The following is a 25,257-nucleotide window of genomic DNA, read 5'->3' as shown; positions in this document are numbered from 1 at the left end:
ATTGAAACTTCTTGAATTTACAAAAACAGCTGTAAAAAGAACCGTTATCAGACGTCTTCTGCAACAGGATCAGCACCGGCGTAATGGATTACCAGAGACGTTTCAAGGCCTGCCGCCTGATTTATGGGGCAGTCATATCTCCGAAGAAGGCCACCTTTGTGTTCAAGACATCAGCACCATAACCCTGGCACAGGACTATGGTACCCCGCTTCATGTTGTAGATAAAAGCCGCTTGAAAAAAAATTATGATACCTTTGTCGGGGCATTCCGGGAGCATCTGCCGGCTGTAGAACTGGCAACGTCTTACAAAACCAATCCCCTGCCGGGCGTATTGACCGCCCTGCATCGGATGGGCACCTTTGCAGAGGTGATTTCTCATTTTGAACTCTGGCTTGCCTTGAAACTGGGCGTACCGCCGGAACGGATTATCGTAAACGGGCCAGGCAAAGGGAAAGACTGTATTGATCTTGCCGTGTCTCAAGGCGTGAGGCTCATCAATATTGACGGGAGAGAAGAGATCCCCTGGCTGGTTGATGCGGCACAAAAACACGGCCGGAAACCGGATGTGGGCCTTCGACTGGTGACATCCGTGGGATGGCAGGGACAGTTCGGCACCAATATTGCCACAAATGAATCCCTGGAAACCTTCAAAAAATTAAAACAGAACACACACCTGAATCCCTGTGCCCTGCATTTACATTTGGGAACAGGTATCAAAGATCCAGATATCTATTTGACGGCGATCACCGAAGTACTTGAGTTCGGGCTGAAACTTGATAAAGAACTGAACATCAGAATAAATACCTATGATTTTGGTGGCGGTTTCGGTGTTCCAACCGTCCGTACCCCTGACGAGTGGGACCTGAGAATGCCGGATCTTGGTTATGCCCCGAGAATGCCGCACCCTGACGATTGCCCCAAACCAGATGAGTATGCCCGGAAAATCGGTGAAAAATTCAGACAGATATATCCGGACTTTGAAAAACACCCGCCCCACATCTTTTTTGAACCGGGGCGGGCGATCACCAGCAGTGCGCAGACGCTGCTATTGCGGGTGATAACGGTCAAACAGACCCGACAGTCTATCCCGAAACTGATCCTGGATGGCGGCAAAAACATTACCATGCCGTTAGGGTATGAAACCCATCAGATTTTTCCGGCAAACAAAATGAAGGAACCTTACACCAGCCGGTTCGATATTTATGGCCCGTTGTGTCATCCAGGAGATATTGTGGCACGCTGCAAACCGTTCCCTGCTCTGCAGGCCGGTGATCTTGTTGCCGTAATGGATGCCGGCGCATATTTCATACCCAACCAGACCAATTTTTCGCTCCCACGGCCTGCCGCTGTAATGGTAGATGGCAATATGGTAGAAGAAATCCGGCGCCGGGAATCATTTTCAGATATTGTACAACTGGATACACTGATGCCGTTCGGAGTCAACTGTGCCTGATTGCCTTGTCGTTCTGGGAAACACCTTGTCTGCACTGGCTTTGACGCGTGTTGCAGCCCGTGCAGGATGGCGTGTCATTCTGGCATCTGACACAGAGGGTATTGCCGGCAAATCCAGGTTGGCTGAAAAACTGATCTTTCAAAAATCAGACCCTGAATACATACTGGCAAAGCTTGAACGTACCGTTGGAAAATCAACCGCTTTTTGCATCGCAGACAGTGACAGGTGGCTCAGATTCATTGCCGCCCATCGCAACCGCCTGGAAACAATTTTTTCCGACCTACTGCATCCGGACCAGAAAGTTTTGAACATCTGTCTGGATAAAAACAGATTCCTTGCCTGGTGCCGGCAAAACAGCATAACCGCACCGGTAGATTATACGGTCGATGCATCGGGAAAAATTACGCCTGATCCAATTTTCCCTTTACTGCTCCGCCCGGAACTGACCCAGCATGAAACATCAAAAGGTCTCCCTAAGGCGGTTGAGATTAGAGACATGGCGGATTTACAGGCCTGGCTGAAAAAGTTTAAAGCCCTTGATGTTACACCTGCCCTGAGCCAGTCCCTTCTGTTTCCGGATGTAAAACAGTATGCTGCCGGCTTTGTCCGTCGAAAAGATGGACAGACGCTGATAACCGTGGCCGAAAAACTGCGGTCTTTTCCAGAACAATGCGCCGGCGGCACCTATATGGTAGCCCGCCCTGACGCAGGGGTTGAAAATTTCACCCGGCGCATACTGGACAGCCTTGATTTTTACGGCATGGGTGAAGCGGAAATCATGTTTGATATTCATACCCGCACCCCTTACATCATTGAAATCAATGCCCGGCCCTGGGTCCAGTATTCACTGGCTGAAAAAATGCGGCCCGGTATGTTTGATTTTCTCACGGACAACGTGCCGCCTTCGACTAATATGGACAAAAAGGTTAATGAAACCGTCCGGTGGCTGCATTTCAATGCTGACCTGTTTGTATGTTTTTCCCGCAGTACCGGTGCGGTGCGCAACGGCCGCTGCAGCCTGATGTCATATATTGGGTCCGTTGCCCGCGCAAATACATTCGCGCTGTTTGACTTCAAAGACCCGGGACCGTTTTTTCACAATACCCGGGAGTTGATCACCATGATGTGGCACACTTTATTCAAAAGGAAAACCCATGCCTGAACCAAAATCCGATTCTGCGGCCCTGGTTGTCGGCCTCACCATACAGGGCCTGGCAGTGGCGCGCGCCCTTGCCCGAAAAGGGGTACAGGTCTATGCGGTGGACAGAAGCGACAAAGGCCCTGCAGCAAAGTCGAGGTACCTGACCATGTTTGCACGACAGGGGGTCAACCCAGAAGATCTGCCGGATACATTGATTGCATTGCGAAAACATATTCCATATCATCGGGTGGTGCTGTTTCCCTGCAGCGACAAAACCGTACGGGCAATTGCGGCAAACTGGGACAAGCTGTCAAAAAACTACCTTCTCAGCTGGGCGGATTGCACCGAACTGACGGCATCCTTTACCTATAAATCCGTGGTCTGCCGCCATGCGGAAAAAAACGGTGTGGCATATCCCAGGGCACGGATTATTGCCTCTCTCGATGATTGTAAAAAGGCCCAGGAGATGCAGTTCCCGCTGATAGTAAAGCCCGATCAGCCGCCTGCAGCCTTTAAAACCAGAAAGCTTACAACCCTCAGCCAACTGTACAATCTTGTCAAAGAATTTCCGGATTCTCTGCCATTTCTGGCCCAGGAATGTGTGGAAGGAGAGGATGACAGACTTCAGTTCTGCGCATTTTTTATGGACAAAGGTCTTCCTTTAGCCGACATCACCGGCAGAAAACAACGTTCCTTCCCAAAAGGACTTGGCAGGGGAACGATACTGGAGCTTTTTGAAGACGACCAGGTCCGGCAGCATGCATTACAGTTTCTCAAGGGGCTTCCCCTTTGCGGGCCGGTCGCCGTGGAGTTCAAACGAGACAATACCGGGCGTCTGTGGCTGATTGAACCTACGGTGGGTCGTACTGAATACTGCGTCGATGTCACAGTTCAGGGCGGTCTGAACCTTCCGTATATGGAATTTTGCTACACCTTGAGGCTGGCCCACGAGACGTTTGCCCCCGTCCTTTCCCACAATGTGGTTTGGTATGATACGGAAAAAGAGCCGTTGTGTTACCTGCTGGCTTGTGTCAGGCAGCGGACTTTGTCCCCCTGGGGAAAAAATCCGTATTTCCCCTATTATGGTCACAACGATATCCATCCGCTTCTATCAGCATTTAACAACCTGATGCTGCAAACATTTAAAAAGGGATATCCATGGATCATAAAAAGATTGAAATTCAAAACCAAACAATGAAATTTGACCTGTTATGAAAGATACCAGCAAACATAAAATAGATTCCAAAAACTATTGTTTTCCATTCTCAGCTCTGCCGGAAAATCTGAAAAAAAATTGGATTGAGCTCATTGAAAACAAGCGGTTGAATCCCACCCTTCACCCCGGGTGGGTAAAAATATCGCTTTCAAGCGGAAAAACAGAGATAGACCATACCCGGGTGTTTGTTCACTTTGATGCAGATAAACCCGCTGGTTTCCTTCCCTATAGAGTGGAAAAAAGATTCAAACTGGGAATGCCTTTTTCTATTGTGTTTTTATACGATTTTGTCACCTATCATTTAGAATGTGTCTGCCTTAGCAGTATCAGGGCTTTATTGGAAGCGTTCTTCTCCGACACTCCCAAATGGCACATTTTGATGATATCCAACATCATCGATGACGGACCCACGGCTGAATCTTTAAGACAGCTCTGCCATGAAAAGGATTTGGGTTTCCAGGAGTTTCCTGTGGATGTCTCCCCTTATCTAACGCTCAAAGGCACTTTTGATGATTTGCTGGCATCCAAAAACAGAAAATTTCGGTATAAATACCGAAAAAGAAATGAAATGCTGGCCAGTACGGAAGAGATGGAAATGGCCTGGTATCCTGCTGCATCTCAGGCCTCTGAATTTCTGGAGGCTTTTGTGGCTGTGGAAGCCAACAGCTGGAAAGCGGAATCTGGTGTTGCTGTGTCCTTTTCAAATCGGGAAGGCCGGTATTATGCACAGCTGCTGCCTTTTCTGGCTGAAAAAAACGCTTTGATGGCCAATGTGCTCTGGAATAAAAACAAACCGATTGCCTACAGCCTCTGCTGCCACTGGGGAGACTGGATTGGTCAATTGAAGACCGGGTTTGACTCTCGTTTCAAAGATCTGTCACCCGGCGCCCTGGTTATAGACGGATGCCTGGAAAAAGCGTTTGCTTCCGGAGCAAAAGAATTCGATTTCTTAGGCACTCCCGGTCAGATGGAGCCGGACCCCCACAAGCTTCACTGGACCAGACAAACCCGTCGGCATGTCCGGTTTGAAATTTATTCCAGCCAGGTTCGGTCAAAAATTTTTGGAACACTCAAAAAAATGAGGACAGCCCCGTGAATCAAACCAGACGACTGCTGATCATTGCCTTTCATTTTCCACCCATTCAGGGTGGCAGCGGGGTGCACCGTATGCTTTCCTATGCCCGCTATCTGCCTGAAATGGGATGGGATGTAAAGATTTTGACCGTAACCCCCGGGGCCTACGAATCTGTCAACACCTCAAATACCAGCACCATTCCGGAAACTATCGAAGTTATTCGTGCACCGGCTTTGGACACAGCCCGGCACCTGGCATGGCGGGGCCGGTATCTGCGGACACTGGCACTGCCGGACCGGTGGCAGTCATGGATATTGACCGGCACGGTAAAAGGAATACAGATTATCCGTAAATGGCGCCCCACTGCCATAATATCCACCTTTCCCATTGCTTCTGCCCACGTCATCGGTTTACATCTCTCCCGCTTATTTAAGATCCCATGGGTTGCGGATTTTCGCGATCCCATGGCAATGTCGGATTATCCGGATAATCCTATTGTAAGAAAATGCTATTGGTGGATTGAAAAACAGGTTATTGAACATGCCGCTGCGATCACAGTCACCACACCCGGCACCTGCCAGGTCTATAAAAACCGATATGGAGAAAAATCTTCACAAAAAATATCCGTTATCCCCAACGGGTTTGATGAGACCTTGTTTCCTCAAGACAAAATCTTTCCGCCCCAAAAAAAGGATAAGCATGGCCCATTGACAATTCTTCACAGCGGCCTTGTCTACAGTTATGAGCGGGATCCGACCCAGTTGTTTCATGCGATTGCGGAATTAAGAGATGAAGGACTCATAGATTCGGATAAAGTATGTTTTATTTTTCGGGCCAGTGGGTATTCAAATGAGTTTAAACAAAAGTTTTCGCATTTAAAGCTTGAAGGTCTTGTGAAGTTTGAAGATGAATCCATTCCTTACAAAGATGCCATTCAGGAATTGCTGGGTGCAGACGTGCTTCTGGTCCTTCAGGGAGCTGTGTGCAATATACAGATCCCTGCAAAAGTGTATGAGTATCTTGGAGCTGGACGTCCGATTCTGGCTCTCACAGACCCAGCCGGAGACACTGCAGGCATTTTAAAAACACTCGGTGGTTTTGATATAGTCAGGATAGACGAAAAGGAAGAAATAAAAAAAAAACTGCCCGGTTTTATAAAAAAAATAACTTCAGGGAATTTTCACCTCCCAGAAAGGGAAAAAATAATTGAATTATCAAGAGCTGCCAGAACAAAAGAATTAAATTCTCTGCTTGAAAATGGTGTTGAAAATTATGATGGCAAAAACTAATTTTCAATTTTTGAAAACAGAAGGGGTTCAATACTGGATTCGAAAATTACCGATTCGACCGGCAGATATGTAAAAAAAAAGAGTACAAGCCAAGGATTTTATCTTTAGCGTTAAATTTTTAAACCCATAACCCCAAATACCTAAAAAAGCAACACTCAATGTCTCTAAATACCCAAGTCGCCAAAAGTGTTTTATGGATGGTTTCCCTTAGAGCCTGTATCAGGATTATCGGGCTTATCAGTACCATCATTTTGGCGCGATTGCTCACACCGGAAGAATTTGGCCTGGTTGCCATAATTATGGCATTTTTTGCATTTATCGAAATATTTGGGAGTTTTGGTTTTGATACTGTTCTTATTCAAAAACAAAATGCAACTGCAGAACACTATAATACTGCCTGGTCGTTCAATTTCAGTTTTGCGATTATGGCTTTCGCCGTTGTTATGGGATTTTCAGGACTGCTCGCAGACTTTTACGGCAACCAGAAGCTGCAACCGATTATGTTTGTACTGTCATTTTCCTTTCTCGTCAATGGCCTGAGAAATATTGGTGTAGTTGATTTTCGAAAAAATCTTACATTTGACAAAGAATTTTCATACCAAATGCTTCCAAAAATTATCAGTTTTTTCTGTACCATTGGAATGGCATTCTGGCTGCGAAATTATTGGGCTCTGGTTATCGGTTCCCTTATCTGGCAAGGATGTACTACCATTAACAGTTATTTACTCCACAGTTTCCGCCCAAGGTTCACTTTTGCAGCATGGAGGGAGTTGTTTAATTTTTCAAAGTGGCTGATGTTCAACAATTTTTTATATTTCGCTAATACCCGTTCTCCTGAAATCATTATCGGCAAAATTCTCTCTCCCCAGGCAGCCGGTCTTTTTACAATCGCCAAGGAAATATCAACCCTTCCGACTACCGAACTGGCAAGCAATGTCAATCGCGCGACATATCCGGGCTATTCAAAAATATCGCATCATAAAGAAGAATTAAAAAAAATGTATCTCAATGTCATGGAATCCATCTCATTTATTGTAGTGCCGGCTGGTGTTGGAATAGCTTCTATTGCTGGAGTATTGGTACCTGTTGTGCTTGGTGAGAAATGGCTTGAATCAGTAACGCTCATTCAATATATTGCAATAGGTGGTACCCTGATGGCTCTAAACTCCAATACGGGGTACGTTTTTCTTGCAATGGGAAAACCCAAACTTTCCAGTCTGATAGGTTTGTTACGATTGATTATCTTTATACCAACTCTTTTCTGGTTGACTTTTATGCTCGGATTGGAAGGAACAGCAATTGCCGTGCTATTAACGACGATATTAATGTTTGTGTTATCAAACGCATTAATTTTTTACGAACTGAAAATTTCTATCCGCAGAATGGTATCCGTTCACTTTCGACCTGTTTTATCATCTCTCCTTATGTTTATTTGTGTTTATTACAGTCAATCAATATTAAATAATTATTTACAAAAAGATGGTATCATTTTATTACTCTTTGTTATTGGGACAGGGATATTCACCTATACATTTTTTATCATATCGTTTTGGACTCTGTTTAGATTTCCTGAAGGACCTGAAAAAAACATCACTAATATAGTTATTAAAAAATTCACTGGGTGTAAATCAAGACCGTTGTAGCAATTCAAGCAGAGATCGATAGTCATTCATTTCGTTACAGGGAATACAATCCTTGCTGCTGGCTGTTTTGATTTCAGTTTCATACAAAATAGCTGACGATAGTATACTGAGCCACAAACCAACAGCCTTGATTTACACCCAAATTCACTTAACCAAAGAAAAGCATGAGGTTATTTTATGAATTCTGAAAACAATAACCTGAAAACAATTTTTGAAAAATATTTTAACTACGATTTTATTTTTGTGGAACCCGGTGGAAATTACGGCGATTGCCTGATCTATTGGGGAGCTGAGTTTTTGGCGAGTGAAATTGGACTGACTTATAAAAGAATGAACAAAGATGAATTTTGTCATTACTCTCCCAAAAAAGAAGATATCGTCTATATTCATGGTGGCGGAGGATACAATAATTGGTGCTCAGGTTCTGTTTTGACTTGTTTAATTCATGCACTGAGTTCGAAAGCCTCAATTGTTATACAGGGACCATGTACCTTAGAAAAAGATCACATTTATATTTCTGAGAAAATGGTTCCCATCCTGGAAAGGTTTTCAGAAAAAGAAAAATATTTTTTTGCAAGAGAGAAAACTTCTTATGATTTAGCAGTCAAGTATTTTCAGCCTTTTTTTTCGGAAATATATATCGAAAAGGATACTGCCTTTTACTTAACAAAAGAAGAAGTGTTAAAAAGAGTGGGTAATGTCAAGCCGGGTTATCATTTGTATGCTTTTCGGCAAGACAATGAAGCCGGCCATTACAAAATTTTAACTAAAAAAAAAGGGGTACGGATAGATCCAGCCTTTTTTTGTAGAGATTTTAACCATTGGTTAAGGGTGCATGCCGGTGCAACTGATATTGTTACGAATAGAACCCATTCAAGTATTATAGGGGCTATTCTTGATAAAAATACGACGCTCTTCCCAAACCGTTACCACAAAAACAAAAGTATCTGGGAATATAGTTTGAAAAAACGTAATGTGTATTGGTCTGATGGAAAGCAGCTAACAGAAGGCCCATTTCGAAATGACATCATAGATTTTTTCCCTCTATTTTTGAAAAAAAGTTATAAATTCAAGCATTTTTTTCGATTTCTACAAGGTGTTCCTCTAAAATAAAATATGGGAGGGTCAATATATGCGTAGTCAAAAAATTTCAGTCATTATACCGACTTTAGCTGAAAAAAAAAGAGTAACCAGCGTCAAAAGATGTGTTCAGTCAGTCAGAAAATCTTCTACCTCAGATATAAAAATAATTGCAGTTGTTAATGGTAATCGGTTTGACAAAGAATTGTGTTCTTGGTTAAAATCTCAAAAAGATATTACGTTTAATTATGTTGCAAAGCCCTCTTTGCCAAATGCTATTCTAAAAGGCAGAGAAATGGTAAAAACACCTTTTTTTTCCATAATAGATGATGATGATGAGTTTTTGCCCAATGCCATGGATACCAGACTGACTTTAATTGAAGACAACGCACAAGTTGATCTTGTTGTTTGCAATGGTTATGTAAATAGAGGACAAATTGATAAGCTTGCTTTTAACAATTTAGAGGATGTTGAAAAAGATCCCTTAAAAAATTTACTGGAATCTAACTGGTTGGCAAGTTGCGGTGCCTTGTTTAGGAGTGATTCCTTTACTCCAGTTTTTTTCACAGATTATCATACCTTTGCAGAATGGACGTGGATAGCTTTTAAAATTGCTATGGAAAAAAAAAATATTGCCATACTTGATGAACCAACATTTCGGATCAATGACACTCCGGAATCATTGTCAAAATCCTTAGAATATAAAGCAGCATATTTCGACCTTTTTTTGCGGATGCTTGAAAAAAAACCACCTCATGAAATAATTAAAAAAATTAAAATGAAAATGTGTTCTGCCTATCATGCAAAGTCGGTAAGCCAATTAAAGGCTGGAAAATATCGAGATGCAGTAATCTTACATTTTAAAAGTATATTCTTGCCTGGAGGTTTGCGTTATTTAACCTATTCTCGAAAATTTTTAACACCCTGGAGGTTTTGGAATCAATCTCAGTAACCATTTTTAAGAATTATTATAACCTCAAAACAAGCAATAATAAAGTGATAAATGAAAAAAGTAGAAAAGGCTACCAATAATGTATGTAAGGAGTTTAATCCACTTCATAATCCTGTCTTTGGGCCATCACATACCTTTAAAAAAAATAAGGATAAGATAATAAATGCTCACAAAAAAAAAAAATATTTAAGTATAAAAAACGCCTGTTTCAATGGCTAAAATCGAATACTGATCAGTCTGTTCCGGTATTCATATGTGGCGAACAAAGATCAGGGACAAACTTACTCATCAATACTTTGAACAGGTCTTTTCATACTGAGTGTTTTTTAGAAGAGGATGAAGAAGCTTTTTCAAATTATGTGCTAAAAGAAAAAGAATTTATTGCCAAATTAATCGCCCGTTCAAATGCCAAAGTGGTTGCGTTCAAAGCAATATCTGACAGCCAGAACCTGATATCGCTTCTGGACTATTTTCCAACCGCCAAAGGAATTTGGATATTCAGGCACTTCAATGATGTGGTGAACTCATCTTTGCGAAATTTCACAGAACATAAAAGATATCTGTATATTATGCTCTTTGAACCTGAGAAAGCAGGATGGCGCCTGCAAAACGTCACGCAAGAGAATCTTGATTTGATAAAAAAATTTTATAAAGAAGGGATTGACGATGCATCTTCACGGGCCTTGATATGGTATTTACGCAATGTTTTATTTTTCCAGCAGAAACTGGATTTCAACCAAAAAGTCATTTTAACAAAATATGAAAATTTGGTTGCAGATCCAGAGATTGGTTTTGAATCAATCTTTCAATTTTTGAAAATAAATATGGACAAAAAAATTACAAATACGGTTTATGCAACATCGGTTCGTAAAAATACCCCGCCAGAAATCATTCCTGAGATCAAAGCGCTTTGTGAAAATCTGCATCAACAATTGATTTCACATACAAACGACGTAACACCTCATATATAAAGGGAGTTCGCTTTGCCTGAGATTTTTTTTATCCGAAAACTTCATTTTATAATCAGAAAGTGTAACACAATCTTGTTGCACAGTTGTATAATAATTGCAACTGGTATTATCGTTTCACCCCAGGTGAGTCTTGCAGATAAAAATATTAAATCGCAGGCTACTATGCAAGAAATAACCTCACTGATGTCAAGATGGCAACATCTGCCTGAGTATTGTCAGGTAAGGTTAACTGAAAGAGAAATTATCAATCAACACAGGAAATTACCAGATCAATTTAAAGTATTAAGAGACAAATGGTTAAACCGCGTGGGCAAATATTGGGCATTCAGCCATCATTTGTGCTGGGGTATAGAAGAGTTCCAGGAAGCAAGGTTGCTCGAATATCATCATCCTGACCGCAACCGCAAACTGGAACGGGTGCTTTCACAACTAAATTTTGTTCGCAATGCCATGAAAGGCAGAGGAGGTGGATATTACGGACTTTGGCCGGTACTTCTAAACTATCAGTATCAGACCTATCTGCTCATGGGTCAACATCATCTTGCACAAAAAACTTTACATGAAATCCAGCTTTACAAAAAATCACCAAAGAAATAAAAATACGATCTGTTATGAAAAAGACATTATGCATATTGGCTTTTCACAGGGTTCTTCCCAAAAAAAACAAACTTTTGCATGATATCATGTATGCAGAGCGTTTTGACAAATTATTAAACTTATTAAAAAAATATTTTAAAATTTTGCCAGTGCATGAAGCCATGCGTAATCTGAAAAGAAAAGGAGGACCCTCCAGAATATTATCGATAACTTTCGATGACGGATATAAAGACAACGCTATGGTTGCCCTCCCCATTCTTAACAAACACAAAGTCAAAGCAACCTTTTTTATAAGCTCAGGATTTCTGTATGGCCAATGGATGTGGAATGATGGTATTTTTGAGGTTATTTCAAATATTACAAAAAATCAGGTACAAACAAAATTTGATTTGTCAAAATTTGATTTGGGATCTTTTGATTTATCAACAATAGAAATGAAACGCAGGGCATTAGATTTGATTTTGGAGCAAGTGAAATATAAACCGGATAAAAACCGCAGGAAAGTAGCCAAAGACTTGCTATCTGCCTTCAATGTGCCCCCTCCGGAAAATCTTATGATGAGGGAAGATGATATAAAAACCCTTTATGATGCAGGTATGGAGATTGGAGGCCATACGATCAGCCATCCGATTCTATCAAAACTATCCTATCAGGATGCCCATAAGGAGATTTTTGGGTGCAAAATTCTTTTAGAAAACGTGATTCAGGCACCTGTTCGCACATTTGCATACCCCAATGGCAAACCAGTTGCTGACTATACTGAACATACAATCGAAATTGTAAAAAAAGCAGGGTATCAGTATGCAGTATCTACTGTCCCGGAAACTTTGACATCATCCATATCAGATCCTTATCAATTACCAAGATTTACGCCTTGGGACAGAAATCCCGTGAAATTTACCACAAGACTATTACTTAAAATGTTAGCAGGACAGAGGTAACATGCCCAAAATATTAATCCTGACATCTTTGTTTCCAAACACAAAAAAACCTGATTTAGGTATATTTATACAAAAAAGAATGTTTGCCTATGCCCGAAAAAAAGCATGTAAAATAGAAGTTGTTGCGCCTGTACCGTACTGCCCTGATTTAAAATTTTTGCGCCCTTATCAGTATTATTCCCAGGTCCCTTTTCATGAAACCATGGATGGCATAAATGTATATCATCCGAGATATTTTATGATCCCCAAGGCCAGCATGACGATTCATGGGAAACTTATATACTGGGGTATCAAAAATTTTGTTCAGGAGTTACATAAAAAATCTGCGTTTGATTTGATAGACGGCCATTTTATCTATCCTGACTGTCAGGCAGGTATATTATTGGGAGAACTTTTGCATTTACCAGTGGTCGTATCTGCAAGGGGCTCTGATATCAACCAGTATATGTCATATTCAACTATCAAGCCGCAAATTTCTGAAATATTGACAAAATCGTCTCATATCATTTCGGTTTGTGAGGCATTAAAACAAATGATGCTTGAAATATGTCCTGATGAAAAAAAGATAACCGTAATTCCCAATGGTATAGACAAAAAATATTTTCATCAAATAAATAAAAAAACCGCAAGGCTGAAATTGGGAATCAATAATGACAAACATATATTATTATCCATTGGGGCGCTTATCCCACGAAAAGGTCATGATTTGACAATTAAAGCAGCTGCACAGCTAATCAAATCAAAAACACCTTTACAGTTCTATATCATTGGCTCAGGCCCTGAAGAACAGCGGCTGAAGAAACTTGCTGAGCACCTGAAAATCCAATCAGATATTTTTTTTATGGGACAGATACCCAATGACCAGCTTATAGACTGGTACAATGCAGCAGATCTGTTTTGTTTATCAAGTGACAAAGAAGGATGGCCAAACGTTTTAACAGAATCTTTGGCCTGCGGAACTCCTGTGATAGCAACGAAAGTTTTCGGCGCTCCGGAAATTGTCAAAAATGAATCCATGGGCATTCTTGTGGAAAGACGATATGAAGATATTGCCGGGGGGATTGCAAAAGGATTGGCAAATAATTGGAATAGATCTGCCATATCGCAGGAAGTTTCCAGCCGTACCTGGGATGTGGTTGCTGAAGAATGCAGCCTTGTCTTCGATGAGGTCCTGGCCAGATAAATGCCTACTACCGTAATAGCATGGGTCCTTGTATTTGCAACCCTGTCATGGTTAAGTTTTTCACGGCATCCTGTCTGGGGTCTGGGGTGCTATCTGTTTGTCCTGTATGCCGCTCCGACTCACCACTGGTATGGTGCCTATATTCCCAATCTCAGATGGTCTTTACTTGCAGCACTTATCACCTTCATAAGTCTCTGGGTGAACAGGAATAGGGTGATCATGAAAAAACCATGGTTCAGTAATGGGGCAGCTAAAATATTAATTGCCTATACCATTTGGATGTGGATACAACTGCCATGGGCCCTTTCATTTGAAATGCATCTGGATGCAACAATTTTATTCACAAAATACATTGTTTTATTCTGTATGATTTATACCATTGTTGACAGTGATGCCAGGTTTTACCAGTTTATTATATTCAATATTATTGGTGGGTTATACTGGGGATATTTGATAAAAGGATATTCTGTCGGGGGCCGGGTGGAAAAGCTTGGTGGTCCGGGCATTAATGATTCAAATACCTTGGGGATGCACCTGGGGGTTATATTAATTTTTGCGGCATTGCTGCTGTTAAAAAAAAATACCATATTTCAAAACACATTCTTTTGGCGGCTTTCCCAGGGAACTATCTGTATTGCAGCCGTATTGATGGCCAACGGGATTGTCCAGACTGTCAGCCGGTCAGCCGCAGTTGGTGTAGTGGCAGCAGGTATGGTATTGTTTTTATTGAATCACAAGGCTTTCAGAAAAAAATTTGTTATATATGCCATGGTAGCAATAGCAGGGCTTGTATATTTCACTCCTGATAAATTCTGGGGCCGTATGGACACAGTAACGACCGCCATACAGGTAGAAACAGAAGAAATCGAGGGCAGCGCTTATTCAAGAATTGTCATAGCCTCAGCACAGTGGGAGATGTTTAAAGCAAATGTAATGGGGCACGGGCACAGAGGGACCTCCGTATTGAGCTCTTATTATCTGCCCCAAGAATATCTGACTGCCATACCTGGACGGCCTGGCCAGTATGGTCGCTCTTCCCATAATACTTTTTTGACCACTCTTGTGGAACAGGGAATCCCCGGGGCAATTCTCTATTTGTTATTAGCAGTATGGGGGATTAGAATAATACTTTCGTTCAACAAAGAAGATATTACCATCTATTTGTATGTCATGATGATGGCTGCCGGTCTTACAGCCATTTTCGTATCCGGCATTTTTGTGGATTATCTGAAAGTGGAAGTACAGATATTCTGTCTTGCTATGCTGGCCAGCCTGAAAGAGTATGAAAGAATAAAAAAGGAGCAATCAATTTGTGCGGAATAACCGGTCTGGTCCATTTTGACGGACGAAAAACAGATATTGAAACCCTGATCCGGATGAACCGGTCGCTGGCCCACAGGGGGCCGGATGAAGAAGGGTATTTTATTAATAAGGCAGCTGACGCTTCTTTACGTGAAAACGCTCAGGTTCCTCTCAGAACTTTGAACAATGGTTATGTCCGCGGCAGGAACCACAACAAAACAAGTGTTGGATTTGGCCACAGAAGGTTGAGCATTATCGACCTGGCCACCGGGCAGCAGCCCCTTTCCAATGAAGACGGCACCATATGGATTTCTTTTAACGGAGAGATATATAATTTTCAGGAAATAAAACAGGAGCTGCTGGCCAAAGGCCATGTCTTCCAGACCAATTCAGACACAGAAACCATTGTCCATGCCTATGAAGAATGGGGCACAAAATCAGTGGAACGTCTCAGGGGTATGTTTGCCTTTGCCATCTGGGATGAAAACCAACAGCAGTTGTTTCTGGCCCGGGACCGGGTGGGCAAAAAACCGTTGTATTATGCCCATGACGACAAGCAGTTTGTTTTTGGTTCAGAGATCAAAGCGGTGCTTGCGGCCAAAGATATGGACCGCAGCATTGATCTGACCGCTTTGTCCGACTATTTTTCTTTGCTGTATGTGCCGGCACCCAAAACTATTTTCAATTCCATTAAAAAACTGCCGGCAGCCCATTATGCCGTGGTTGATCACACCGGCATGACCGTTTCCCGTTATTGGGATCTGTGCTTTGAACCTGAACAGAATACGTCTGAAAACAAGATCATGGAAAATCTGGTGGAAATTCTGACGGAATCAACCCAAATGCGCATGATTAGTGAGGTGCCGCTGGGGGCGTTTTTATCCGGCGGGGTGGATTCTTCCGCCATTGTAGCGCTGATGTCCGGGGTCAGTCCGGAACCGGTAGTGACCAACTCCATCTCCTTCAGTGAAGCTGCTTACAATGAAGCAGAATATGCCAGACAGGTTGCCTCTTTGTTCAACACCAGCCACAATGAATTTCATGTAACCCCCGAAGCCATCCCCATTATCGAAAAACTGGCCTGGCATTATGATGAACCGTTTGCCGATTCTTCAGCTGTTCCCACCTATTATGTGTCCAAAATGGCCAGAGAGAAGGTGACGGTTTCCCTGTCCGGAGACGGGGGGGATGAGAACTTTGCCGGGTATCGTAGATATTACATGGATGCCCGGGAAAACCTGGTGCGCAACATGGTGCCGGAACTTTTTCGGCAGCCCTTGTTTGGGTTTCTGGGGAAGCTGTATCCAAAGGCGGATTACCTGCCGCAGATCTTTCGGGGCAAAGCGTTTTTGTCCAATGTGGCCAGAGATCCCCTGGAGGCGTATTATTTTTCCATGTGTGCGGTGCATGATATGGATAAACCTGATTATTTCAATACAGAGACCATGAAAGAATTGAAAGGATACCATACTGTAGATTTTTTCCGTGCCATTTATGACAATGCACCGGCACCTGATCACCTGTCCAGAATCCAGTATCTGGATATCCAGACCTATCTGTGCGATGATATTCTTACCAAAGTGGACCGGGCATCCATGGCCGTGTCCCTGGAAGTGCGCTGCCCTATACTGGACCATGTGTTCATGGAAAATGCGGCAAAAATACCGTCCCGATTAAAGTTAAAGGGTCTGGAAGGAAAACATATTTTTAAAAAAGCATTGAAAAAACACCTGCCGCATGACATTCTGTATCGTAAAAAAATGGGGTTCGGAGTGCCCATTCTTGAATGGCTCAGGAAGGATCTGAACACCTATTCAAAGAATCTGGTGCTTGGGGGCGATGCCAGCCAGCAATATTTGAATATCACCTATCTGGAAAAAATCTGGAATGAACATCAGAAAGGAATGCGGAACTGGTCCACCCAGTTGTGGGCCATCATGATGTTCAATCTCTGGTATCAGAAATTCAAAGGAATATAAGTTTTTTTATATGAAACGATTCATACTGATTATATTGATTAGTGTCTTCATGGGAACAGGATCAGCATTTGCCGCCCTTTCCCAGGGCATAATTGAATCAAAAGAAGACCTTGCCAGACTGGAGCCCGGGCACTGGTATAAGGTAAAAGACAGTGGTGACACGTTTTCGTATACCAATTGGCCCGGTGATTTTCCCTGCAATTCTCCTTATAACTCCAGAATTACAGAAATTACCGATTATTCCGGTGCGGTTGTCAGTCAGCAGGATCGGGCAATTTTGCTGCATGGAGGGGGACATGTCGCTACCGGATTTAATGGTATCCTTGCTTTTGATCTGGATACACTAAAGTGGAAATGTGTAGATTCAGGTACTATCGGCGGGGTAATGGATGAATGGGAATCAGGGAAACCTATATCACCGAGTACACGGTTAGCAGCTAACATTAATGACGTTTTATATGAATTTAAGGTAACATCTGTCTGGGACTCACATTGGAGCGCAAAAACCGGTCCAAATGAACCTGACTGGGCTACCGCCCCCAACATAGGCGACACTGTTATAGAAGATCATCAGGCATGGGGTGAATGGACCAACATGGGAATTATTGGGTGGCAGCCAAACCATGATTACATCAGAGGAAAAAGAATTCTGGGAGATGTAAAAACAAAGACACCTTCTCGTTCATTGTGGGGAGATGGCAAATCATCTCTCGACTTTTTCAAGTGTATTTCTGATAAAGGCTCCTCCGGATCAACTGAACCAGATTGGGCAAAGGCTGAAAAATTCGGGGAAACTGTTATTGATGGCGATCTCATATGGAAAAATATGGGAATGAGTCATTATCAAAATAATTATGCGTTACAGGAACATGGCGGATATCCCTGGGAAGACAAAAAAGGTTCTGTGCATTCATACAGTCATCTTGTGTTTTCAGAGACTATGAATGCCATGATTTGCCCCATATCCTTTACATGGCACCCTTCTGCTACAGGCTTCATAAATGACCACCCGTGGATCTTTGATATTGAAACCTCTATGTGGACAGAATGGGAAATTGACAGCAGGCTCAATGAGCTGGGTGTTGTCAATATCTCTACTATGGCCATCGACGGGAAACGGGATATTGTCTGGATGTATCGCCGGGGTGGAAAATCAGGGCCACGACTATGGTCTCTGGATCTTAACACCAAAACCTGGACGGCAAGAGATGCAGATGGAACCCCTCATGCCGGCAATGGTGGTTTTTTGGTGATAAACCCAAAACGCGACGAACTTATCTTGTATGGCAGTTCATCCAAAAGTGATGAAAAATATTGTATCTGGGAAATTAATCCTGATAATTTCAACAGCCAGGGGCATGCGCCGGTTAAAAAATTATACATCAAGGGGCAAACAGGGACTGCACCAACTGGAGACTGGGATTTCATTACATCTACAGGCTATCAGGAACACTATGGTGTATATGATACAACCCAGGATGTCATTGTTCAATATGCCGGAGCAAAAGAGGGTTCAAAAGATAGAAATGAAGCTGTTTACTTGTATTTTTCGGAAAATCATCATTGGGTAAAGGTGCCAGCCCATCCGAACAACAAAATAACGCCAGCAAATATATATCCCTACTTTTATGGCCGCTGGAACTACATTGAATTTTATAATGTTTACATATTTGTGGATAAAATTGATCGAGATGTATATATTTATAAATTGTCCCATGACAAAAAAGACACAAATGCACCCATTGTTGATTTTGACATACCTTTAACCAGTTTTTCAAAACAGATCCCGATTACAAAATTTAAAGTACAAGATGACCACCAATGGACAGTAAAATTTGCCGTTACAGAATCTGTTTCAGCACCGGCTCTGGATTCAGATCAATGGACATATAAAAAGCCTGAAACCTATACCACCAAATCCGGCAGCGGCCCGTTGACTTTATATGCCCATGCCATGGACATGTTCGGCAATATTTCCGCGCCTGTGAGCCGTACCGTTACCCTGAATGTGGATGACATTCCACCGGAGATTTCGAACTTCAAAATCCCCGCTGCATCTGCTTCTCTTCAGGTGGATGTAACCAATTTTTCCGCAGCCGACAATACAGAAGTCACCGGATATCTGATTACAGAATCTGCTGACATACCCTCTGCTGATGATCCGGGATGGGTCTCATCTCCCCCTGACAAATGGCAGCTTTCAGGAGGAGGAGATATAACCTTGTATGGCTGGACCAAAGATGCCGATTTTAACATTTCCCGGGCAGCGACAGCCCCGGTGCAGGTTGTTCTCTCCGAGCATCAATCTGGCGCGATTCGTGTTGGACCGCACCGCATATACAAAACCCTTGAAGAGGCAATTAATCATGTAAATCGCAGCGGACTGAAAGGCCAGTGCATCGAGATCGATGCCGGTACTGCATATGAAGAAACCTCGGCCTTGCCATATATTGCCGTGGATGACCTGGCCATTGTGGGGGTCTCCGGGGGGTTGGGACTCCGGGCTCATATTTATCCGGCCAACGGCATCGGAGGACGAAACGCCTTTTTGAGCAACACCACCAACGGCAGTTCCGCCGGGCTGACCCTGAAGTGGCTGGAGATATCGGATGTATACGGCACATCCAAAAACTCACCGGCTGTTCGGATGCACAATACCGATGTAGCCACCTCCCTGTTGATCGAGGACTGCAAAATTTATGACAGCTATAACGGCCTGCTGGTTGGTCACTGCCCCAACCTGGATGTGACCCTTCGCAGAACGGAAATTTACGGCGGCGGAACGGGAGGAGGCCAGGAACATAATATTTATGTGGGGACCGTGAACAAATTTTTAATGGAATATTGCTATACCCATGATTCCAAAGGGGGGCAGCTCATAAAAACCCGGGGGAAATACAACCGGATCCAGTATAACCGGATAACCGATGAAGGGGTGCTGCACAACTCAAACTATCCCATTGACATTCCATCTGGAGGAGAATCCTATGTTATCGGAAACCTGGTCCAGAAAGCAGAGGGTGCAACAGTTGACACCTTTGTAAATTACGGCAGAGAGGCAAAAATGCGGGTGTATTACCAGGATCCTACCACCACCCCGCCGGGGAGCACCCATTACGAAATCTACCGGAACGGACAACCCACCGGGGAGACCTTCTATGGGCAGTACCGTTACGGCAGCTATCTGTACTCCTGGAGTTCCGTTGCCAATACCGAGGCAGGGGCAGTTGATGTGCGGGAAGGGGATGAACTGGTCTGGAACGGCGGTGCAGACCGGCTGACAGTGGGGCCGCGATCCGGGTGGGACTGGAATACCGGGCCTCATGCCCGGCATCTGTATGTGGCAGGCAATACCTTTGTCAATGAAAAAGGCGGTGCTACCTATTTTATCCGGGCACATATCGATACGGAACATATTATGGTGATAAACAACCTGATCGTGGACCGGGCAGGCGGCCTGAAGTGGGATGCTGCCGGCGCAAGACCTGATACGGAATTCAACATCACAGACAAACAAAGCAATATCTGGACTACACAGGACCCCGGTCTCAAGGATATAGATGATTTTGATTATTCTTTGAAAGTCGGGGCTCACACTCTGATCGATGCAGGAGATTACTGGGGGGTGAGTGCTTCCGGGCAGTCTCTTGCACCCCGGCACAGCTACAAACATCCGCTTTCCTGTATATTGCGGAACGATGATGGCAAACCTGATATCGGGGCATATGCTTATCAGGAATCAGAGGCAGAAGCGGTGTGCGGTGAAACAGAACCGGATTGCGAACAGGTGATACTGTCGGACAGTGTGCCGGATATAACCGTCAATCCGGGCAGCCCTGTTTGTATATACGGCACTTCCGGCATCAACAATATTACGGTTCACAGCGGTGCTGCTGCCGAGCTTATCCATTTTCCCGGAAACAACTCCATTATTTTTTCATCCAGTGCTGCTCAGTTTTCCGTATCCCGCTCAGGCACCATGGTGTTGTTTGAAGGCTGGGACAATACCCGGGTAAAGGTTCCGGCCTCCCTGTCCACCCAGATAATTGTTTTTAATGACACTGCCCTACCCCTTTCTATCGATCACAATCAGGTGCTTTTGGGAAGACAGCAGGTTTTGTTGTCAAAACGATCCATTCAAACAATCGCATCATGAAAGACTTTTCCCGTAATACAACAATCAAGGGGCCATGAAGCCATTTTTATTGATTCCTGCTGTTGTTTCAGCTTTTTTGTGGCTGTCAGCTCCGGCGTTTTCCGCAGTATATGATGTCGGACCCGGTCGGGTGCATGAAGAACTGAACCAGGTGCCCTTTGATGATCTGGGACCCGGGGACCAGGTGCGGATACATTACAGAAAAGAACCCTACCGGTCCCGTATTGTGCTGCGCAGGTCCGGAACAAGGGCACAGCCCATTGTCATCATGGGGGTGCCCAATCAGGGCAGACGGCCGGTCATTGACGGCAGAAATGCCGTCGTGTTCCAGGAGTGGGCAGAATGGAATCCCGGCAGGTATCTGATCCGGATCGGATATGACACCACTGCGGATCATATCCATATCCGCAACCTGACCCTGCGACATGCCAACAACACGGAATGGACAATTGTAAACAACGAAAAGATAAATTACACTGCCAATGCAGCCGGTATTTGGATCATGAAGGGCAGGGATATCACCATAGCCAACTGCCTGATCTATTCGTGCGGAAACGGTATTCTGACCTGGCATGCGCCTGATGTGAGCCATCTGACCATAAAAAACAGTATTATTCTGAACAACGGCAACCATGCCGATCCGTCAAGCGATCAGGAGCACAACGTGTATCTGGGGGCGGCCAAAACCCTGGTGGAGGGGTGCTATTTCGGCAAGCCATATGCCAACGGGCAGAACCTGAAGGAACGGGGCATGGATACGGTGATCCGTTACAACTGGATAGAGGACGGCAACAACCGGCAGCTGGATCTGGTGGATTACAAGGGGTATAAGAAAGCAGATGCCTATGTATACGGGAATGTGCTGATCCAGGGGACCAGGGCACAGAATTACAACATGATCCACTGGGGCGGTGACGGCGGCCACAGCAGGTCCGGCACCCTGTATCTTTTCAACAACACCATTATCGGCCGGCACCCCAGGGCCAGGTACATTGATGTGCAATATGCCGACTGCCGGGTAGATATGAGAAACAATATTTTCATGGGAACCGGCACCCTTTGGAACAATGTTGGGACTATAAACGGATCAAACAACTGGTTTTCCAGCGGGATCGTCCTTCCAGACTGGATTTTTCTGGGAATCAAAGGCATGAATCCCGGTTTTCTCATGGGTATGGAAAAACAATACTGGTATCTGCCGTTACCCGGCTCAAGTGTTGTTAACGCAGGCATGGGCAACACCCCGCTGCCGGTGAAATATATGCCGAAGCTATCTGGTGGTAAGGTAAAAAGACCGGTTTTTCTGGGCATGGATATCGGGGCGTATGAATACAGCGCGAAGGCCAGGATTAAAGATTGAAAACCCCACTGCCGGGTGTGTCCTTTGTGAATGCAAACCTGAACCGGATGGTTAGTGCAGTATTTGCTTTTGTTGCAGCCGGCTTCTTGTGTTTCACGGCGGTTCAGGCCCCAGCTGGAGAGACAGAGTCCTCTGACACAGGGCAGTTCCTTTCCATTCCGGTAATCCGAGATACCGGGATATCCTCCATTGAAAAAGAGATCCATGCTAACACAGGCGGGGCAAGGAAAATCAAACTCAAAGGCTCCCAGGAATATATTCTGTGGGACATTGATCCTGCGCAGCTCAAAGGCCGGTTTATCAGGAAGGCAACACTGCATGTTTGTTCGGCATCAACCCGGAATGCGCCGTTGATGCGGGTCAGGGTCTCCTCTGTGGCTGGTGCCTGGCAGGAGGGCAGTTCGTTCTGGTATTTTCCCCAGGCCGGCAGTGCCTGCTTTGCCCAGGCAGCCTATAAAAAGCAGGACTGGGCTTTTGCCGACAGCCATCTGATGGATGTGGTGTTCGGCAGCGGACATACCCGATGGAAATTTGTCGATGCAGCAGCCCCGGATGCAGAGGGGTGGCAGGCTGTTGCCGTGGACCCGGATATTGTGGCGGCGAGAGCAGCCGGGCTGGGTTAGGGGTTCTGTCTGTGGGATGAGGTGGGCACCACCTGGTCATGTGATGATCAGGGGTTTCACCGGCAGTTGTTTCCCAACCGGTATGTTTACAGCTCAGAGAAAAAAAATCGGACACCCTGGCTGGAGGTAGTGGTTGAGGGGGAAGATGATCTCCCGCCGGAACCGCCGCAGGATCTGTCTTATGATAATGCCGGACTGAAGCCGGGGCAGCTCCGGGTCAGCTGGGTGACCCCGGAAGATCGGGGTGGTGGAAAAACCCTGGGGTTTCATGTGGGATATAAGGCAGGGGAGGTCTTTGTGCCGGTTCCCCGGTATCTGATTCCCATGGCTGGAGATGCAGGGGAGCAGGTTGTTATGGTACTCCTGGATCTGGGGTTTGGGCCGGGGAAGGCGGCCGTCATTCAAGTGCAGCCGGTGGATAGCGCGGAAAATGTCGGAGAAGCCAGGGACCTGGAGATCGTTACGGCACCGAAAGGAAAGATATTTGATCAAACGGTTGTGCCTGCCGAGCCGTTGGCCGCCCGGGCCGGGGCCTTGACGGTGGGGGGGCTGGAAATCGCTGTGCTGGACCTGCTGGACAAGGTCGATCCGGTGAGCGGGGAGATGATTCCCGGTCAGGAGCCGAGGTAACGCAACGGGAACCATTTGTTCCGTGGGGATAAAAAAAACAGGTCCGGCTGCATGGGGCGGGAAATGAAACCGTTTTTTCCAAGTGAATGTGGCAAGGACTGCCACAGGGGCTGAGATCCGGTATGGGTTTGCCGCGGATGCCGGACTGGTTACGTGGATCCATGCGTGTGAATACGTGGCGGTTGATGGGTCTGAAAAAGGGCCTGCCCGGCATCTGCCGGACCAAGTGGTGCCGCTGGCATCTGTATTTTCTTTGCCGGATCAGAATCCGGTGATGGCAAGGCAGCAGAATCTGTCTCTGTGTCTCTGATCTGTGACGTGTATGTACCCCATGGGGCTGCACCGGGGATGCAACAGGGCAAACTGACGGTCCAGGCGGGCGGTGAGGTCCTGGAGATCGATGTGGCCCTCGATATCTGGGATTTCACTCTGCCGGACAAGCTTTCTTTTGTGCCGGAAATGAACGCCTACGGCATGGTGAATCTTTTTGAGGGCTATGATTACTACAGGCTTGCCCACAGGCACCGGACCTGCATCAATCCCCTGCCCTACAACTGGAAGGGCAGCACTTCGTTTGCACCGGATATCCGGGCGGACAGCAACTTTGACTGGACCCGGTGGGACCGGGAGGTGGTGCCGCTGCTGGACGGGTCCGCGTTTGCGGACCTGCCCCGGGCCCATGAGCCGGTGGATGTGTTGTACCTGCCTTTCAATGAGAACTGGCCGGTGAACCTGTATGATCACTTCACCCCGTCATACTGGGCTGATGAGGCGTTTACAGCTGAGTATGCCCGGGCCCTGTCCCGGGCGTTTGCCGCGTTTGCCCGCCATGTGAATGAGCAGCAGTGGGATCAGCCTGTTTTTCAATTTTATCTGAACAACAAGATCTCTTACCGGGAGCATGGCCATACCAGTGCAGCGCCCTGGCTGTTTGACGAACCGGTGAACACCCAGGATTTCTGGGCGCTGCGCTGGTACGGGCTGTTATGGCAGGATGCAGTGAGCAAGGTTGACGGCCCGGCCCGGCTGTGGTACCGGGCGGACATCTCCTATCCCCAGTTTTCACGGGACCTGCTGTGGGGGGGTGACCAATATCGAATATTACGGGGGATCCAGCGATCAGCGCAGCCGGTTTGCTGAAAACAGGAAACTACTGCACGGGCCGTTTTATTTTGCCGAATACGGCAGTGCCAACCGGATTGATGCACCCAACACCGATATTGTGGACTGGTGCATGGATGCCTGGTTCCGGGGGGCCTTCGGGGCGCTGCCCTGGAACACCATCGGCACGCCGGAGAGCCGGCAGCGGGCGGAACAGACCACATTGTTTTATCCGGGGCCGGACGGGCCGTATCCGTCGATGCGGCTCAAGTCATTCACCGCAGCCCAGCAGATGATTGAATACCTGACCATGGCAGGCGTGCTGTATGATATGGACCGCTGGGATTTGAAACAGTGGTACGTACAGCTGGTCCAGGCGGCCGGCCAGGCGGGAAAAAATGGGGAAAACGTGGAAAGCCGGGTGACGGCACTGGGGCAGGCACGGCAGTTTTTGGGAAAAATGATTGCCGACAAAACCCCGGTATACAGGCGGTCCTGGGTGAGCTGGGAAACGCCTGGGCAGAATATGAATAAAATACCACAAACTTTCAAAAAATGAAAGTTT

Annotated in this window: 22 protein-coding genes; all 22 read left to right on the top strand. The window is 45.4% G+C overall.

Features of this window, described 5'->3' with window-relative positions:
* Position 1: 1 nt before the first annotated feature.
* On the top strand, positions 2 to 1,453 hold the full coding sequence (locus DESPODRAFT_RS08235; protein WP_004072819.1) for a diaminopimelate decarboxylase family protein: 1,452 nt from the start codon (positions 2 to 4) through the stop codon (positions 1,451 to 1,453).
* A complete protein-coding gene (locus DESPODRAFT_RS08230) occupies positions 1,446 to 2,615 on the top strand; it encodes a hypothetical protein (protein ID WP_004072817.1) in 1,170 nt (389 codons plus the stop codon). The genes DESPODRAFT_RS08235 and DESPODRAFT_RS08230 overlap by 8 nt, the downstream gene beginning before the upstream one ends.
* Positions 2,608 to 3,792 carry a hypothetical protein gene (locus DESPODRAFT_RS08225; protein ID WP_004072814.1) on the top strand — a complete coding sequence of 395 codons (1,185 nt, stop codon included), beginning with the start codon at positions 2,608 to 2,610 and terminating at the stop codon, positions 3,790 to 3,792. Before DESPODRAFT_RS08230 ends, DESPODRAFT_RS08225 begins: the two co-directional genes overlap by 8 nt.
* Positions 3,793 to 3,805: 13 nt before the next feature.
* Positions 3,806 to 4,906, top strand: a complete 1,101-nt coding sequence (locus tag DESPODRAFT_RS08220) for a GNAT family N-acetyltransferase (RefSeq protein ID WP_004072811.1) — start codon at positions 3,806 to 3,808, stop codon at positions 4,904 to 4,906.
* Complete coding sequence (locus DESPODRAFT_RS08215; RefSeq protein WP_004072808.1) at positions 4,903 to 6,174, top strand: glycosyltransferase; 1,272 nt, start codon at positions 4,903 to 4,905, stop codon at positions 6,172 to 6,174. Before DESPODRAFT_RS08220 ends, DESPODRAFT_RS08215 begins: the two co-directional genes overlap by 4 nt.
* A 158-nt stretch (positions 6,175 to 6,332) precedes the next feature.
* A complete protein-coding gene (locus DESPODRAFT_RS08210; protein WP_004072807.1) occupies positions 6,333 to 7,817 on the top strand; it encodes a lipopolysaccharide biosynthesis protein in 1,485 nt (494 codons plus the stop codon).
* A gap of 177 nt (positions 7,818 to 7,994) precedes the next feature.
* Positions 7,995 to 8,930 (top strand): polysaccharide pyruvyl transferase family protein, encoded by a 936-nt coding sequence (locus DESPODRAFT_RS08205; protein WP_004072805.1) that lies wholly within the window; start codon positions 7,995 to 7,997, stop codon positions 8,928 to 8,930.
* A gap of 19 nt (positions 8,931 to 8,949) precedes the next feature.
* Positions 8,950 to 9,849 carry a glycosyltransferase family A protein gene (locus DESPODRAFT_RS08200; protein ID WP_004072803.1) on the top strand — a complete coding sequence of 300 codons (900 nt, stop codon included), beginning with the start codon at positions 8,950 to 8,952 and terminating at the stop codon, positions 9,847 to 9,849.
* 51 nt (positions 9,850 to 9,900) lie between these two features.
* Positions 9,901 to 10,068 carry a hypothetical protein gene (locus tag DESPODRAFT_RS19960; RefSeq protein WP_157488449.1) on the top strand — a complete coding sequence of 56 codons (168 nt, stop codon included), beginning with the start codon at positions 9,901 to 9,903 and terminating at the stop codon, positions 10,066 to 10,068.
* Complete coding sequence (locus DESPODRAFT_RS18620; protein ID WP_083843556.1) at positions 10,032 to 10,820, top strand: sulfotransferase family protein; 789 nt, start codon at positions 10,032 to 10,034, stop codon at positions 10,818 to 10,820. The genes DESPODRAFT_RS19960 and DESPODRAFT_RS18620 overlap by 37 nt, the downstream gene beginning before the upstream one ends.
* A gap of 12 nt (positions 10,821 to 10,832) precedes the next feature.
* Positions 10,833 to 11,417, top strand: coding sequence for a hypothetical protein (locus DESPODRAFT_RS08190; RefSeq protein ID WP_004072799.1), 585 nt, complete (start codon positions 10,833 to 10,835; stop codon positions 11,415 to 11,417).
* A 14-nt stretch (positions 11,418 to 11,431) separates the two neighbouring features.
* Positions 11,432 to 12,358, top strand: a complete 927-nt coding sequence (locus tag DESPODRAFT_RS08185) for a polysaccharide deacetylase family protein (RefSeq protein ID WP_004072797.1) — start codon at positions 11,432 to 11,434, stop codon at positions 12,356 to 12,358.
* A 1-nt stretch (position 12,359) separates the two neighbouring features.
* A complete protein-coding gene (locus tag DESPODRAFT_RS08180; protein WP_004072795.1) occupies positions 12,360 to 13,541 on the top strand; it encodes a glycosyltransferase family 4 protein in 1,182 nt (393 codons plus the stop codon).
* The gene (locus DESPODRAFT_RS08175) at positions 13,542 to 14,864 is read left to right on the top strand and encodes an O-antigen ligase family protein (protein WP_004072793.1); all 1,323 of its coding nucleotides are present in this window, start codon (positions 13,542 to 13,544) and stop codon (positions 14,862 to 14,864) included. It begins immediately after the preceding gene.
* A complete protein-coding gene (asnB, locus tag DESPODRAFT_RS08170; protein WP_004072791.1) occupies positions 14,852 to 16,822 on the top strand; it encodes an asparagine synthase (glutamine-hydrolyzing) in 1,971 nt (656 codons plus the stop codon). Before DESPODRAFT_RS08175 ends, asnB begins: the two co-directional genes overlap by 13 nt.
* A gap of 10 nt (positions 16,823 to 16,832) precedes the next feature.
* Positions 16,833 to 20,978, top strand: a complete 4,146-nt coding sequence (locus tag DESPODRAFT_RS08165) for a right-handed parallel beta-helix repeat-containing protein (protein WP_004072789.1) — start codon at positions 16,833 to 16,835, stop codon at positions 20,976 to 20,978.
* A gap of 34 nt (positions 20,979 to 21,012) precedes the next feature.
* A complete protein-coding gene (locus DESPODRAFT_RS08160; protein WP_004072787.1) occupies positions 21,013 to 22,338 on the top strand; it encodes a right-handed parallel beta-helix repeat-containing protein in 1,326 nt (441 codons plus the stop codon).
* Positions 22,335 to 22,961 carry a hypothetical protein gene (locus DESPODRAFT_RS08155; protein WP_004072785.1) on the top strand — a complete coding sequence of 209 codons (627 nt, stop codon included), beginning with the start codon at positions 22,335 to 22,337 and terminating at the stop codon, positions 22,959 to 22,961. Before DESPODRAFT_RS08160 ends, DESPODRAFT_RS08155 begins: the two co-directional genes overlap by 4 nt.
* Positions 22,962 to 22,982: 21 nt before the next feature.
* The gene (locus tag DESPODRAFT_RS08150; protein WP_004072779.1) at positions 22,983 to 23,591 is read left to right on the top strand and encodes a hypothetical protein; all 609 of its coding nucleotides are present in this window, start codon (positions 22,983 to 22,985) and stop codon (positions 23,589 to 23,591) included.
* An 88-nt stretch (positions 23,592 to 23,679) separates the two neighbouring features.
* Entirely contained in the window at positions 23,680 to 23,901 is a 222-nt protein-coding gene (locus DESPODRAFT_RS08145; protein WP_157488448.1) for a hypothetical protein, read from the top strand.
* Positions 23,892 to 24,731: a hypothetical protein gene (locus tag DESPODRAFT_RS08140; protein WP_004072777.1), complete on the top strand. Its 840-nt coding sequence runs from the start codon at positions 23,892 to 23,894 to the stop codon at positions 24,729 to 24,731. Before DESPODRAFT_RS08145 ends, DESPODRAFT_RS08140 begins: the two co-directional genes overlap by 10 nt.
* A complete protein-coding gene (locus DESPODRAFT_RS08135; protein WP_004072775.1) occupies positions 24,676 to 25,251 on the top strand; it encodes a glycoside hydrolase domain-containing protein in 576 nt (191 codons plus the stop codon). The genes DESPODRAFT_RS08140 and DESPODRAFT_RS08135 overlap by 56 nt, the downstream gene beginning before the upstream one ends.
* The last annotated feature ends 6 nt before the right edge of the window (positions 25,252 to 25,257 follow it).

The sequence above is a fragment of the Desulfobacter postgatei 2ac9 genome, assembly GCF_000233695.2.
Lineage (GTDB): Bacteria > Desulfobacterota > Desulfobacteria > Desulfobacterales > Desulfobacteraceae > Desulfobacter > Desulfobacter postgatei.
This window is presented reverse-complemented; position numbering and strand designations above follow the sequence as displayed.